Source organism: Marivibrio halodurans, from assembly GCF_017963645.1.
Lineage (GTDB): Bacteria > Pseudomonadota > Alphaproteobacteria > UBA8366 > Aestuariispiraceae > Marivibrio > Marivibrio halodurans.
Map to the genome: position 1 here is coordinate 65,847 of NZ_JAGMWN010000014.1, position 13,503 is coordinate 79,349.

Annotated in this window: 13 protein-coding genes and 1 riboswitch; of the genes, 7 read left to right on the forward strand and 6 right to left on the reverse strand. The window is 67.2% G+C overall.

Annotation, left to right across the window (positions count from 1 at the left end; translation table 11 throughout):
- Positions 1-31 precede the first annotated feature (31 nt).
- Genes KAJ83_RS18790 through KAJ83_RS18800 form a run of 3 tightly spaced genes read right to left on the reverse strand, consistent with a single transcriptional unit; the run spans position 32 to position 3,282 of the window.
- On the reverse strand, positions 32-1,249 hold the full coding sequence (locus KAJ83_RS18790) for a multidrug effflux MFS transporter (protein ID WP_210683666.1): 1,218 nt from the start codon (positions 1,247-1,249) through the stop codon (positions 32-34).
- Positions 1,246-2,475, reverse strand: coding sequence for a multidrug effflux MFS transporter (locus tag KAJ83_RS18795; RefSeq protein ID WP_210683667.1), 1,230 nt, complete (start codon positions 2,473-2,475; stop codon positions 1,246-1,248). Before KAJ83_RS18795 ends, KAJ83_RS18790 begins: the two co-directional genes overlap by 4 nt.
- A gap of 24 nt (positions 2,476-2,499) precedes the next feature.
- Entirely contained in the window at positions 2,500-3,282 is a 783-nt protein-coding gene (locus KAJ83_RS18800) for a M48 family metallopeptidase (protein ID WP_210683668.1), read from the reverse strand.
- Positions 3,283-3,423: 141 nt separating this feature from the next.
- Between KAJ83_RS18800 and KAJ83_RS18805 the strand changes: the two genes are divergently transcribed.
- From KAJ83_RS18805 to speE, 5 genes are all read left to right on the forward strand, one after another.
- Positions 3,424-4,410 carry a DMT family transporter gene (locus KAJ83_RS18805; protein WP_210683669.1) on the forward strand — a complete coding sequence of 329 codons (987 nt, stop codon included), beginning with the start codon at positions 3,424-3,426 and terminating at the stop codon, positions 4,408-4,410.
- Positions 4,411-4,599: 189 nt separating this feature from the next.
- Positions 4,600-5,322, forward strand: coding sequence for an acetoacetyl-CoA reductase (phbB, locus tag KAJ83_RS18810; protein ID WP_210683670.1), 723 nt, complete (start codon positions 4,600-4,602; stop codon positions 5,320-5,322).
- A 42-nt stretch (positions 5,323-5,364) separates the two neighbouring features.
- Entirely contained in the window at positions 5,365-5,847 is a 483-nt protein-coding gene (locus KAJ83_RS18815; protein WP_210683672.1) for an NUDIX hydrolase, read from the forward strand.
- Positions 5,848-5,930: 83 nt separating this feature from the next.
- Positions 5,931-6,434: an adenosylmethionine decarboxylase gene (gene speD, locus KAJ83_RS18820; RefSeq protein WP_210683673.1), complete on the forward strand. Its 504-nt coding sequence runs from the start codon at positions 5,931-5,933 to the stop codon at positions 6,432-6,434.
- A 21-nt stretch (positions 6,435-6,455) separates the two neighbouring features.
- Positions 6,456-7,301, forward strand: a complete 846-nt coding sequence (gene speE / locus KAJ83_RS18825) for a polyamine aminopropyltransferase (protein WP_210683674.1) — start codon at positions 6,456-6,458, stop codon at positions 7,299-7,301.
- A 25-nt stretch (positions 7,302-7,326) separates the two neighbouring features.
- On the opposite strand, the gene KAJ83_RS18830 is transcribed toward speE, so the two are convergent.
- From KAJ83_RS18830 to KAJ83_RS18840, 3 genes are all read right to left on the reverse strand, one after another.
- Positions 7,327-9,141, reverse strand: coding sequence for a sensor histidine kinase (locus KAJ83_RS18830; RefSeq protein ID WP_210683676.1), 1,815 nt, complete (start codon positions 9,139-9,141; stop codon positions 7,327-7,329).
- Between the two features lie 183 nt (positions 9,142-9,324).
- Positions 9,325-11,037: a sensor histidine kinase gene (locus KAJ83_RS18835; protein WP_210683677.1), complete on the reverse strand. Its 1,713-nt coding sequence runs from the start codon at positions 11,035-11,037 to the stop codon at positions 9,325-9,327.
- A gap of 112 nt (positions 11,038-11,149) precedes the next feature.
- Entirely contained in the window at positions 11,150-11,848 is a 699-nt protein-coding gene (locus tag KAJ83_RS18840) for a response regulator transcription factor (RefSeq protein WP_210683679.1), read from the reverse strand.
- Positions 11,849-12,045: 197 nt separating this feature from the next.
- Positions 12,046-12,318: riboswitch (cobalamin riboswitch) on the forward strand.
- A gap of 67 nt (positions 12,319-12,385) precedes the next feature.
- Here KAJ83_RS18840 and KAJ83_RS18845 point away from each other — a divergent pair.
- Entirely contained in the window at positions 12,386-12,577 is a 192-nt protein-coding gene (locus KAJ83_RS18845) for a CbtB domain-containing protein (protein WP_210683681.1), read from the forward strand.
- A gap of 85 nt (positions 12,578-12,662) precedes the next feature.
- Entirely contained in the window at positions 12,663-13,457 is a 795-nt protein-coding gene (locus tag KAJ83_RS18850; protein ID WP_210683683.1) for a CbtA family protein, read from the forward strand.
- The last annotated feature ends 46 nt before the right edge of the window (positions 13,458-13,503 follow it).

Genomic DNA, 13,503 nt, shown 5'->3' on the forward strand with positions numbered 1-13,503 from the left:
TGGGAGGTGGGGGTAGCGGCTGGGGTCGTCGTCAGACCGCCGCCTCCACGGGTTCCGGCGCCCCCCGGATGATCGCCAGATAGGCAAGCACCGCACCCGCGCCGCACGCCGCGATCGTCCCCGCCATCACCACCGCCATAGAAGACGCGCCCCCCTCGAACCCATGCCCGACACCCAGGCCGACCAGCGCCGCGAAACCATATTGGACGAAGCCGATAAGCGAGGAGGCCGCGCCGGCATGACGCGGGAAGGGACCGATGGCGCCGGCCTGCGCGTTCGGCAGCACGATCCCCATCCCCACCATGTAGAGGATCATCGGCGCCAGGATCGTGGCGACACCGGCCTTGCCCGCCAAGAGCACCGCCAGCATGACGCCCCCGCCGACCGCGTTGATCACGGCGCCCAATAAAACCGCCCGTCCCGGCTCCATGGGCAACCGCCCAGCCAGTCGCGCGCCCAGGATGAAGCCGACCACGACACTGGAGAAGCAGAGACCGTAGAGACTGGGTGAGACATCCAACAGCCCGATGAAGACATGGCTGGAGCCCGATATCCAGGCGAAGAGTCCGGAATAGCTCGTCGTCGCGGCGAGGGCGAAGCCGGTGAACTGGCGCTGGCGCAGCAGGGTCAGATAGCCGGTGGCGATCCGCCCCGGCCCGATCGTCCCGGTCCCGCACGCCGCATTGGTTTCGCGCAGCAGGAGCCCCACCCCCAGAAGCGCGACCGCGCCGACGAGACTCAACACCCAGAAACAGGCGGACCAGCCGAAGGCGTCGGTCAGCACCCCGCCGATCGCCGGTGCGATCGCGGGCGCTAATCCCATCGCCGCCGCGATCGCCGCCAGCACCCGCCGCGCACCGGCCCGGCCGTGCACGTCGCGCACCACCGCCCGCGCCACGACCTGACCCGCGCAGCCACCGACTCCCTGGACCAGCCGGGCCGCGATCAGGAATTCCACCGTCGGGGCCACCATGCACAGGATCGACGCCCCGAGATAGAGCGCGCCCGCCACCAACAACGGCCCACGCCTGCCATAACGGTCGCTGAGCGGCCCCCAGATCAACTGTCCCACCGCGAAGGCGATCATATAGACCGACAGCGTCAACTGAATCGTCGGCACGTCCGTCGCGAAGGATTGGCGCATCGCCGGCAGGGACGGCAGATAAAGATCGGTCGAAAGCGGCCCGAGCGCCGTCAGCATGACCAGGAGCGCCGTGACCGTTCGCCCGGCGGGATCGGGACGCTTCATCGCGCGCCCTCCCCCGCCGCGCCGCCCTCTCCGCGGGTCAGCAGGAGATAGCCGAGAAACGCCGTCGCGCTCATCCCCAGCACGACGAAGCCGAGCGGCGTCGCCGTCCCGTCGTAAAGCGGCTGCACCATCAGGCTGGAAAGGCTGGCGGCGCTCATCTGGATGAAACCCAGCATGGCGGACGCGCTGCCCGCGACGCGGGGGAAGGGCCCCAACGCGCCCGCGAGACTGGCCGGCAGGGTCAACCCGAATCCCAGCGTGAAGAGGCACATCGGCGCGATCACGCGTGGCACCGACAAGTCGCCCGACAGTGCGATCAGCAGCATCGCCGCCACCACCGAACAGAGCGTTCCGGCCAGGATCACCCGGCGCGTGCCCCAGCGCCCGACCAGCCGGCCGGAGAGGAAGGCACCGCTGGCATAGCCGCCGACCGTGAAAACCATCAGGAAGCCGAAGATATCGGGCGCGATACCCAGTTCATCGATGAAGAGAAAGGGCGCGTCGGAGAAATAGGCGAAGAACCCGCCGAAGAGGAAGGCCCCCGCCATCGCATGGCCAAGGAAATGGCCGTTGCGCAGCAAGCTCCAATAGATCGCGACAAGGCGGCCGGGCCGCATCGCATCGGCGATCCGCGTCGCGATGGTCTCGCGAAGGCGCAGCACGCTTATCCCGGCGAGCGCGATGCCGATCGCGGCGAGGGTCAGGAAGGCGGCCTCCCAGCCCAACCGTGCCTGAATCGCCCCGCCCAGGATCGGCCCCAGCGCGGGCACGATCGCGATCGCCGTGCCGACGAGGCCGAAGGCGCGCGCCGCCGCCGGCCCCTCGAACAGGTCGCGCACCACGGCCCGGCCGACGACGGGGCCGACGCAGGCGGTGAAGCCCTGCACGAAGCGCGCGAGGGTCAGGGACAGGATGTCCGGCGCCATGGCGCAGAACACGCCCGCGCCCGCATAGGCGAAGAGACCGACGAGCAGCACCGGGCGCCGGCCGAACGCGTCGCTCGCCGGGCCGATCACCAATTGCGCGCCCGCGAAGCCGATGAGGAAGAAGGTCAGCGTGCGCTGCACCGCGTCGGGACCGACCGCGAATTCCCGCTGGATCGCCGGCAGCGAGGGCACGTAGAGCGACATCGACAGCGCCCCCAGCGAAACCAGCGCCGTGATCAAAGCCAGCGTGCGGGTGGCCTGCCGGGAGCCGAAGAGAGGGACATCGGGGGACGGTGACATGTGGACCCGTTCGCTCCGCCCCGATCAGCCGATGCGATGCAGGCCGAGGCCATGCTCGCGCAGCCAGGCCCGGCTGCGTTTCGGCGTGGGCGCGATCTCGGCCACCGTCGCCCAAAAGGCCGGCGAATGGTCCATATGGCGCAGATGCGCCACCTCGTGCGCGACGACATAGTCGAGGATACCCGGCGGGCAATAGATCAAGCGCCAGGAGAAATTCAGATCGCCCGCCGCCGTGCAACTTCCCCAGCGCGTGCGTTGATCGCGCAACACGATCCGGCCGGGCCGCGCGCCGATCACGGCCGCCTTTTCCGCCACCAGCGGCTTGATGGCGGCGCGCGCCTCGCGCTTCATGAAATCCGTCACCCGGCGCGGCAGATGGCTCAGTTCCCCCGGCACGCGCAGGATCTCCGGCGCGCGGGCATCGAGGCGCACGGCGCCCCGGGCATCCGGCTGGTGGCTGATCACCCGTTCCTCCCCCAGGAAGGGAATACGGGCGCCGGGCGCGAAATCGACACGCGGCGGCAAGGCGGCCAATTGTTCCAGGACCCACCGCGCATGGGTCGTCAGGAACCCGATCGCCTGGGCCTCCCCGACGCGCGGCGGCAGGGTCAGCACGGCCGCGTCGCGCCAGGCGTCGACGCGCAGGCTGATGCGCCGCGCGCGCGCGTGCCGGCGCAGGACGACCCGCGTCGGGCATCCATCGAGCGCGACGATCCGTTCGACCTCCGCGCCGCTGGCGCTCGCGCCCGCCAGGCTGGGCAGGCCGCGCGCCCGTTCGGGAACCGCTTGTGATCGGGGAAGAAACATGAATCGTAGGTATCCCAATTCGGAGTGGCTTGAAAGCGAATGCTCGGCCAGTCTGTTTATCCCGCGCGATGACAATCCGGCCGTGGCGACGGCGGCCGCGCCCGTCACCACGGCTTCCCGGCCAGGAGTACCCACCGACCCATGCCGACAGATCCCGCGAACACGACCCCCGGCCTACCGACCGGACGGGAGGGCGGGCACGCCGCGCGGCCACCGCGCCTCGCGCCCGCGCTCTTCCTCCTGTTCCTCGGCACGATCTGGGGCCTCAACAGTTCGATCGCCAAGCTCGGCGGGATGCACGGGGTCGCGCCGATCGGTTTCTCCGCCTGGCAGATGTCCGGGGCGGCGCTGCTCGTCGCGCTGGCTTGCCGGATGAAGGGGCTGCCGATCCGTTTCGACGGCGCGCATTGGCGCTACTATCTGCTGGTGGGCCTGATCGGCACGGCACTGCCCAGCGTCAATCTGGTCAATACGCTGCGCCATCTGCCCGCGGGCGTGCTGTCGCTCGGCCTCTCCATGGTACCGCTCTTCAGCTATGCGATGAGCATGGCGCTGGGGCTGGAGCGATTCGACCGGCTGCGCGCGCTCGGCATCCTGGTCAGCTTCGCGGGCGTGCTGCTGATCGTCCTGCCGAAGGCCAGCCTGCCGGAGCCGGAGGACGGGAAATGGTTCCTGATCGGTCTTCTGACGCCCTTCCTCTATGCCTTCTCCAGTGTCGCGGCGGCGAAGTTCCGGCCGCCGGACGCGACCTCCTTCCCGCTCGCCGGCGGCATGCTGATCGTGCTGGGGCTGGTGCTGTGGCCGACGGCGATCGCCACGGGGCAGGCCTTCCTGCCCACGCTCACGGCCGACGTGACGGCCATCGGCCCCGCCAGTTGGAGCGTGCTGATCGCCATGGCGATCTCAGCCGTCGCCTATTTCTGTTACTTCGAGGTCGTGCGCATGGCCGGCCCGGTTATCGTCAGCCTGGTCGGCTATATCGTCGCCTGCACGGGAATCCTATGGGGCATGGCGATCTTCGACGAACGTCACTCTCCCTATGTCTGGGCGGCGGTCGCGGTGATCTTCATGGGCTTGGCACTGGTCAATCTGCGCCACGGCCGGATGGAGGCGACCCGACCGACGTGACTGTCCGCCGCCTCCATCGCCGTCGTCGCCGTCACGAGCCTTTCCATTGAGACGCGCGGCGCAACCTGCTTCAATCGGACCAATCGTCTTGCGGGGCCCGAACGGTTCCGCGAATCCGAACGACCGCCGACCGGCCGCGAACTGACCGAACGGACGATGTCGGCGCGTGGATAAGAATGGAGGAGCACCATGGGCAGAGTTGCACTGGTTACCGGGGGAACGCGGGGCATCGGCGCCGCCATCGCGACGGGCCTGAAGAAGGCCGGCTACACGGTCGCCGCGAACTATGGCGGCAATGACGAGGTGGCGAACAAGTTCTCGGAGGAAAGCGGTATCGCCGTCTACAAGTTCGACGTCTCCAATTTCGACGCGGTCAGCAAGGCCGTCGAGAAGATCGAGAAGGATCTCGGCCCGATCGATGTTCTGGTCAACAATGCCGGAATCACGCGTGACGGCACCATGCACAAGATGACGCCGGATCAGTGGCAGGCGGTGATCGACACCAATCTCGGCTCCTGCTTCAACTGCTCGCGCGCGGTGATCGAGGGGATGCGCGCGCGCAAGTTCGGCCGCATCGTCAATATCGGCTCGATCAACGGCCAGGCCGGCCAGTACGGGCAGGTGAACTATGCCGCCGCCAAGTCCGGCATCCACGGCTTCACCAAGGCGTTGGCCCAGGAAGGCGCGCGCGCCGGCATCACGGTCAACGCCATCGCGCCCGGCTATATCAACACCGACATGGTCCGCGCCGTGCCGGAGGAAGTGCTGGAGAAGATCAAGGCGCGCATCCCCGTCGGCCGCCTCGGCGAGGCGGAGGAGATCGCGCGCGGCGTCGCTTTCCTCGTCGCCGACGACGCGGGCTTCATCACCGGCTCCACCCTCTCCATCAACGGCGGCCAGCATATGTATTGAGGCGCGCCGCGCTCCCAGCGGCGCCACAGGATGGGAAATAACATGCCGGAACGCCCCCTGATCGGTACCGGCGTCGTGGTCCTGAAGGACGGCGACGCCGGGCCGCTTGTCCTGCTGGTGAAACGCGCCAAGCCGCCGCGCCAGGGGCAATGGTCCCTGCCCGGCGGCCGGCAGGAGCTGGGCGAGACGATCCGCGAGACCGCCCGGCGCGAAGTGCGCGAGGAGACGGGGGTCGAGATCGCGGATCTGCGCCTGCTCGACGTGATCGACAGCATAACGCCCGACCCGGCGGCGCCCGCCGGCCCGCCCGTCTTTCATTACACGCTGATCGATTTCTCGGCCCGCTGGGCGTCGGGCGACCCGCGCGCGGGCGACGACGCGGCCGAGGCGATCTGGGCGGATACGGCGCGGCTCGCCGACTATGACCTGTGGGACGAGACCGCGCGGCTCATCGGAGTGACATGCCAGCGGGCCAGATCGGCGCCGCATGGCGACACCCCGGAAAATTCACGAAAAAGCCCTTAGATTTCCATTGCATCGGAAACCAATTCCAGTGCATACCGCGCGCTCACGTGATGATGCGTGTCATCTACTGGATGGAGGATGCGATGCCGAGAGACGACATCGCTCTTTCCGATCTGGGGACGGCAGCGGACGGGGTCCAAAGCGCAGCCCATAAGGACGAGAGCGTAACCGAAACCAATATCATTCCCTTCCGCCTGCCGGACGAGAATAGATTGGACCACTTCATCAAGCGTGACGGCGAGACCTTCGCCGGCTCCCATCTGATCGTCGATCTATGGGATGCCTCCGGTCTCGACGACATCGCCCATATCGAATCCGTGCTGAAACGCTGCGTCGAGGTGGCGGGGGCGACGCTCCTGCATTTCCACCTGCATCGTTTCTCGCCGGAAGGCGTCTCGGGCGTGGCCGTCCTGGCGGAGAGCCATATCTCGATCCACACCTGGCCCGAAGTCGGCTATGCCGCGCTGGATATCTTCATGTGCGGCGACGCGGAGCCGCATAAGGCGATCCGGGTGCTGGAGGAAGGCTTCCGGGCCGGGCGGGTCGAGCTCAACGACCTCAAGCGCGGGCGTGTCGCGGCCCGCTAGGCCGCGACGACGACAAGCATCATGGCCGATTGGTTCGACGAGACGCTGCACGACGACTACCGTCAGGGGTTGCGGATCGATCGGGTTCTGTATCAGTCGAACGACGGATTGCAGGACCTGATCGTCTTCGAGAACGCGCGCTTCGGCCGCGTCCTGTGCCTCGACGGCGTCGTGCAGACGACCGAGGGCGACGAGTTCGTCTATCACGAGATGCTGACCCATGTGCCGATCCTGGCCCATGGCCGGGTCGAGGACGTGCTGATCGTCGGCGGCGGTGACGGCGGCATGGCGCGCGAGGTGCTGAAGCACCCGGCCGTCCGCCCGGTGATGGTGGAGATCGACCCGGATGTGGTGGAATTCTCCAAACAGCACCTGCCCCGCCTCTCGAACGGCGCCTTCGACGATCCCCGGCTGGAGCTCGTCATCGCGGACGGTTGCCGGTTCGTGAAGGAAACGGAAAAGCGCTTCGACGTCGTCATCGTCGATTCCACCGACCCGATCGGACCGGGGGAAGTGCTGTTCACGGCCGAGTTCTATGCCGACTGCAAGCGCTGCCTGAAACCGGGCGGCGTGGTGGTGACGCAGAACGGCGTCCCCTTCGTGCAGGGTGGGGAGATCACCGACAGCTATCGCCGGTTGGGGGAGAGCTTCGCGGACGTCCATTTCTTCCGTGCCGCCATCCCGACCTATCAGGGCGGCGACATGGCGTTCGGCTGGGCCAGCGACGATCCGGACCCGCGCCGTCAGTCGGTCGAGGTGATCGAGGCGCGCTTCGCGGATGCCGGCATCGAGACGCGCTACTACACGCCCGACCTCCACGTCGCCAGCTTCGCCCTGCCCCGGACGATCAAGGATCTGATGCGGTAAGGATGTCGTCGCGCGCCGGGCGCCGCTACATCGCGTGGGCGAGGGGCGTGCGGCCGGATCGGGCCTTGGGAAAACGCACGGTGACGGTGGTTCCCAGGCGCGGCGTGCTTTCAAGCGTCAGGGTACCGCCGTGCAGTTCGACGAAACGCCGTGCCAGCGCGAGGCCGAGGCCCGTGCCGCCGACGGCCGCCGTTTCACTGAACCGCGCCTGACCGAAGGGTTCGAGGACGTGCTCCATATCCTCCGGATCGATACCGATGCCGGTATCGATCACACGGATGCGTATGCCGCCGCTCTCGTCCTTGTCAGCCGCGATGGTGACGCGACCTTGCGGGCGGTTGTACTTGATCGCGTTGGAGACGAGGTTCAGCACCACTTGCCGGATCAGACGCTCGTCGGCCAAAAGCGGCGGAAGGGTCGGGCCGCAATCGACCGACACGGCGACCAACCGCGCCTGGGCCTGCGCCGCCGTGATGCGCGCGCAGTCGCGCAACAGGTCCCCGACGACGATGCCGTCCTCGTCGATCTCGGTCGCGCCCGCCTCGACCCGGGCGAGGTCGAGAATGTCGCTGATGAGCGCCAGAAGATGGCTTCCCGCCAATTGCATGTCGTGAGCGTATTCGACGTATTTGCGGTGTCCGAGAGGACCGTGAATCTCGGAGGAAAGCATGTCGGAGAAGCCGATCAACGCATTGAGCGGCGTGCGCAGCTCATGACTCATATGGGCGAGGAACTCCGACTTCGCATCGCTCGCCGCGTGGGCGCGCGTGGCCGCGGCCGCCAACTGCTCGTTCATCAGTCGTAGCTGAACCGTGCGCTCCTCGACCGCGCTCGCCAGAATTTCCCGCCGCCGGATCAATTTATCGATCGCGAAGGTCAACGCGATCAACAGGACGAAGGCCACCCCGGCTATCAGATAAAGCCACCAATTGCCGACCGTCGCCATATAAACCGGCCCGGCTTCGTAGGTAATCGACCAAGTACGCCCGGCCACCTCCAACCGCTGTTCCCGGCTGAAGGCGCCGGGCGCGCCCTGAACCGGAATATTGGCCACGGGCTGTGGCTCGCCGGCCGTCACGTCATGAATCTCCACGCCGATACGGCCGAGGTCGCTTCGCCGCAACAGATTGCCGATCATCGTCTGCGGGGTGAAACCGAAGGCCACCAGGACCATCCGATCGTCCCCCGCCACCTCCATCGGCAGGCCGAGATTGCCGGAGGAAACCGCCCTGATCAGGATCATGCCCGGCACGCCTTCCTCGGGGCTGTTAAAGAACCGCAAGGGGGCGGACAATTGGGTCTTTCCCGTCGCGATGGCCTGTTCCGCGGCCTCGCGCCGATTCCTGTTGGACGCGATATCCAATCCGACGGCACGCCGCCGGCCATCGGGCGTTTCCGTATAGAGAACGGGCATGACCACGTCCCGGGTCACGGGCTTCCGAATCCGGACCTCCGGATAGCCAAGTTCCTTGCGGAAACCGTCCCGCTCCTGCAGTTCGCGGTTTAGGACAGGGACATGGACGGGGCGAATGACCGGAAGGATGGAGGCGACGCGAATATCGTTCTCGGCGAACAGATCGGTGCTGGCAATGAACAGCGCGAACTCGGACTCGGTAACCGCCTCGCTCGTCACCAGATAGGCACCGATCGCCTTGAGGCGATCGTTCAACCGCGTCATGGCGGCATCGATGGCAAGCGTCACGCGCTCCGACTCCACCCGGAAATCGTCCAGCCGGCGATCTTCCAGGGTGTCCTCGACCTCCAGCACCAAGGCACCGCCCAATACCGCCAGGACGGCGGCGGCGATGAAACATATCAAACGCTGGGCCCTTGCGTGCATGGCACCCATACCCCGTAACGAGCGGGAGCCCCCTCCCCGTGAACCGCTCCCCCTCTCAATCAATCGAACCGTTGATCGAAAACCTAGGTCAATTTTCGTAAAAACTATCTTAACGGGATATCCAAGGGCTGTCGCGCCCCTTCCGCGATGAACCGGACGCCAGAAAGACGTCTGGAAAAGACGTCAGGAAAAGGCCGGCAGCCTAACGGAAAAGCGCGCGCCATGCACCGCGCCTTGGCCGTTAGAGCGATTGCTCGCCGTGATCGTGCCGTCATGCGCCTCGACGATCTGCTTGGAAATCGACAGGCCGAGACCCGAATGGGTGCCGAACTTCTCGGCCTCCGGACGTTCGGTGTAGAACCGCTCGAAGATATCCTTGAGCTTCGCGGGCGGAATGCCCGGCCCCTCGTCATCGACCCGCACCTCGACCATGCCGCCGTCGCGCAGGGCGGTGATGCGAATTGTTCCATTGGGCGGCGAGAAGCTCTCGGCATTGCCGATCAGATTGCGAAAGACTTGAACCAATCGGTCCTCGCTCCCCCGCACGGTGAAGGGCCCCGCGCCCTCCGCCTCGAAGACCAGGCGAACCGGCCGCTCGCCCCCCTCTCGCGCGCGCTCCTCGCGCGGGACATTCAGCATCTCCGCCAAGGCGGAGAGCATGCGGGCCAGATCGACCTCCGCCGATTCCGACCGCGAAAGCTCCGCATCCAACCGGGACGCGTCGGAAATATCGGAGATCAGCCGGTCGAGCCGCGCGACATCGTCCTGGATGATGCTCATCAACCGCTGTTGCTGCGCCGGGTCCTTGATCCGCGCCGCCGTCTCCACCGCGCTGCGCAGCGAGGTCAGCGGATTCTTGATCTCGTGCGCGACGTCGGCCGCGAAACGCTCGATCTCGACCAGCCGGCGCTGCAGCGCCTCCGTCATCTCGGCCAGCACGGCGGACAGATCGCCGATCTCGTCGTCGCGATCGTAGAAATCGGGAATATCCGCGCTCTCGCGTCCGACGGTCTGGCGCACGCGTTCGGCCGCCTCGGCAAGGCGACGCACCGGTCGCGCGATCGTCCCGGCGAGATAGAGCGACATCATCACCGTGATGACCAGCGCACCCGCGAAGATCAGGGCGATCGTGATGCGGACGTCGCGCATCGCCGCCTCGATCTTCTCGCCGCTCTTGGTCAGCATCAGGGCGCCGCGCACCTGATAGTAACGCTGCACCGGAAGCGCCACCGTCAGGATCAGGTCCTGGTCCGGCTCCACCCGCACCCGTTCCGCGATCCGACCATTGAGCGCCGCGACCGCTTCGGGAAAGTCGCTCACGCTCGGCGCCAACGGATCGCGATAGACCTCGTAGCGATGATCGTCGAGCAGGTTGACGACATCGCCGACCAAATCGGCGAGTGGATCGACCAGTTCGTCGGTCGTGCTCGGTGCCGGCAGTTCCTCGACCTCGACCACCGCGCCGACGGAGCCGAGTTGACGCGAATCGGCCACCATCTCGCCCGCATCGTCGAACAGGCGCGCGCGCACCCTGGTCGGATCGGAAAGCCGCCGAATCATATGGCGGGCCGGGACGAGGCTCAATTCCTCCTCGCCGCTGTCCAGAACCTCGACCGCGCCCTCGCCCAGGGCGCCCGAGAAAATCTCGCCCTGGGTGCGCAGCGCCTCCATCTCCTGAGCGATCAATCCTTCCCGGTAAGGGCCGAGATAAAGCAGCCCCAGGACCGGAATCAGAAGCGCGATCATGTTGACGGCGAGGATTCGCCGGGTCAGCGGCGATACCCGGCGCAGCGGGCGCAGGCGCCGGACGCGTGTCTCGCCGGCCCCGCGCTTCTCGCCGCCGCGGCCGGACGTCGCCCGATCCCGCTTCGTCGATTCGTCATCATCCTTGGGCATGATCGGGCATCGGCATGGCGTGACTTCGGCGAAAGCCGCCTTCGGGTGGGGGCGCGGCGCGCACCTGACCGCCCCCCTCGCCGACAACGGAATTGGCGCGGATCACGGCCGGCTACTCCTTATAGCGATAGCCGACGCCGTAAAGCGTCTCGATGCAATCGAATTCGGTATCGACTTTCCGGAACTTCTTCCGCACCCGTTTGATATGGCTGTCGATTGTCCGGTCATCGACATAGATGTTCTCGCCATAGGCCGCGTCCATCAATTGATCGCGGTTCTTCACATGCCCCGGACGCTGGGCCAGCGCCTTGACGATCAAGAATTCGGTCACGGTCAACTGCACGACCTCGCCTTTCCAGGTACACATGTGCCGGTCGGAATCGAGGACAAGGTCGCCCCGCGTGATCGCCCCGGCACCGGTCTTGCCGTTGGCGGCGTCGGCCTCGACCTCCGCCCGGCGCAGCAGGGCGCGCACCCGCTCGATCAGAAGACGCTGCGAGAAGGGCTTGCGGATATAATCGTCCGCGCCCATGCGCAACCCCAGCAGTTCGTCCACCTCGTCATCCTTGCTGGTCAGGAAGATCACCGGAATACGGCTCGACTGCCGCAACTTCTGCAATACCTCCATTCCGTCCATGCGGGGCATCTTGATGTCCAGCACCGCGAGATCGACCGGCCGCGAGGTCAAGGCCCGCAAGGCGGTCTCCCCGTCGGTATAGGTCGTCACCTGGAACCCCTCCGCCTCCAGGGCCATGGAGATCGAGGTCAGGATGTTCCGGTCGTCGTCGACCAGGGCGATGGAATGGGCCATGAATAGAGTCCTCTTATTGTTCCCGTTGCCAGAGACTGCGCGCCCCCTGCCTGCCGGTCAACCATGGCGGTAATTGGGCGCCCCGGGGATGGATCGAGGCGCGCCCCGCGCACCCGAGCCTCACGCACCCGCGCAACATCCCGCAATGAACGGATGCCGGACGAACACACCACGCTTGACCATGACGCCGGTCGGGTCATACTGCCCCCATGTTCGGTTCCCCGTGAAGGACCCAAGGTCCGGGGGATTGAAAGGGAACACGGGGAAGGGCCCTACCCATCAGGGGGGCCCGTGCCCGGGCTGCCCCCGCAACCGTAGACGGAGAGCGGGGATCCACGGCGCCGGAAACGACGCCGGCCAAGCCACTGGACGTGACCCTGGGGAAACGACCCATGAGGCGCGACCGGGAAGGCGGATCCCGTCAGCGACGACCCGTGAGCCGGGAGACCTGCCGAACCGCGCTTGGGGTCGGGCACCATGTCGGCGCCCGCCCCGTCATCCATTCGTCGGGTGTGACGAAGATTGGGAGAGACGTCCATGCAGAAGTCCACGACTATCGAAACGAACATCAATGGCGCGGCCGCCGCGCGGTCCAGCAGCCTGGCGCCGATCCTGCTCGCCGCCGCCTTCGGCGCCTTCATGATCTTCGCGGCCGGCATCGCCAATTCCGACGGGCTGCATAATGCCGCGCACGATGCCCGGCACGCCTTCGCCTTTCCCTGCCACTGACGACGCGTCGACCGCTCGTCGTTCGTGATGTCATCGACCCCGGGAGGAGTCCGTCCGGGGCGTTAGCCTTATGGGGAGAAGCGATATGTTCAAGAAGCTGTTCGGCGCGGCGCTGTCGGCGGGAATCCTGGCCGGCGTCCTGATTTCCGCCCTGCAGGCGATCACCGTCACGCCCCTGATCCTGCAGGCGGAGACCTATGAGAACGCGGCCGCGCCCGCGCGGATCGATCACGCCAACGCCGTGGCCGCCTGGGGCGACGCGCGTATCCTGTTCGTCCATTCCACGGGCGACGCCCATGGCGATGGCGAGGACGCCTGGGCGCCCGAGGACGGGCTGGAGCGCACCGCCTTCACCGCCATGTCCAACATCCTGGTCGGTTGCGGCTTCGCGCTGCTGCTGGCCGCGGGCTTCGCGCTGTCCGGGCGCCGGATCGACGCGCGCGCCGGTCTGCTCTGGGGCGCGGCCGGATTCGCCGCCGCCACGCTGGCGCCGGCCGCCGGCCTGCCGCCAGAACTGCCCGGCATGGCGGCGGCCGACCTTCAGGCGCGTCAGATCTGGTGGGTCGGCACCGTGCTCGCGACCGGCATCGGGCTCTGGCTGACCGTGTTCGCGCGCGGCGGCGCGGCGCGGCTGCCGATGATCCTGGGCGGCCTCGCCCTGATCGCCCTGCCGCATCTGATCGGCGCCCCGCATCCGCATGGGGCCGACGCCGTCGGCGGCGGCGTGCCGGCGGAACTGGCCGCGCAATATGCCGGTCTGTCGATCGCGGTCAGCGCGGTGTTCTGGCTTATCCTCGGCTGGCTCGCCGGGGGCTTCTGGGCCCGGATCGAGGCATCGGAGCAGGCCGGGGACGCCGCCAGTCCGGCGACCGCCGGCTAGGCCGGCCCCTTTGGGCGAAACCGGGCGGCGGGAAGGGACGATGCCA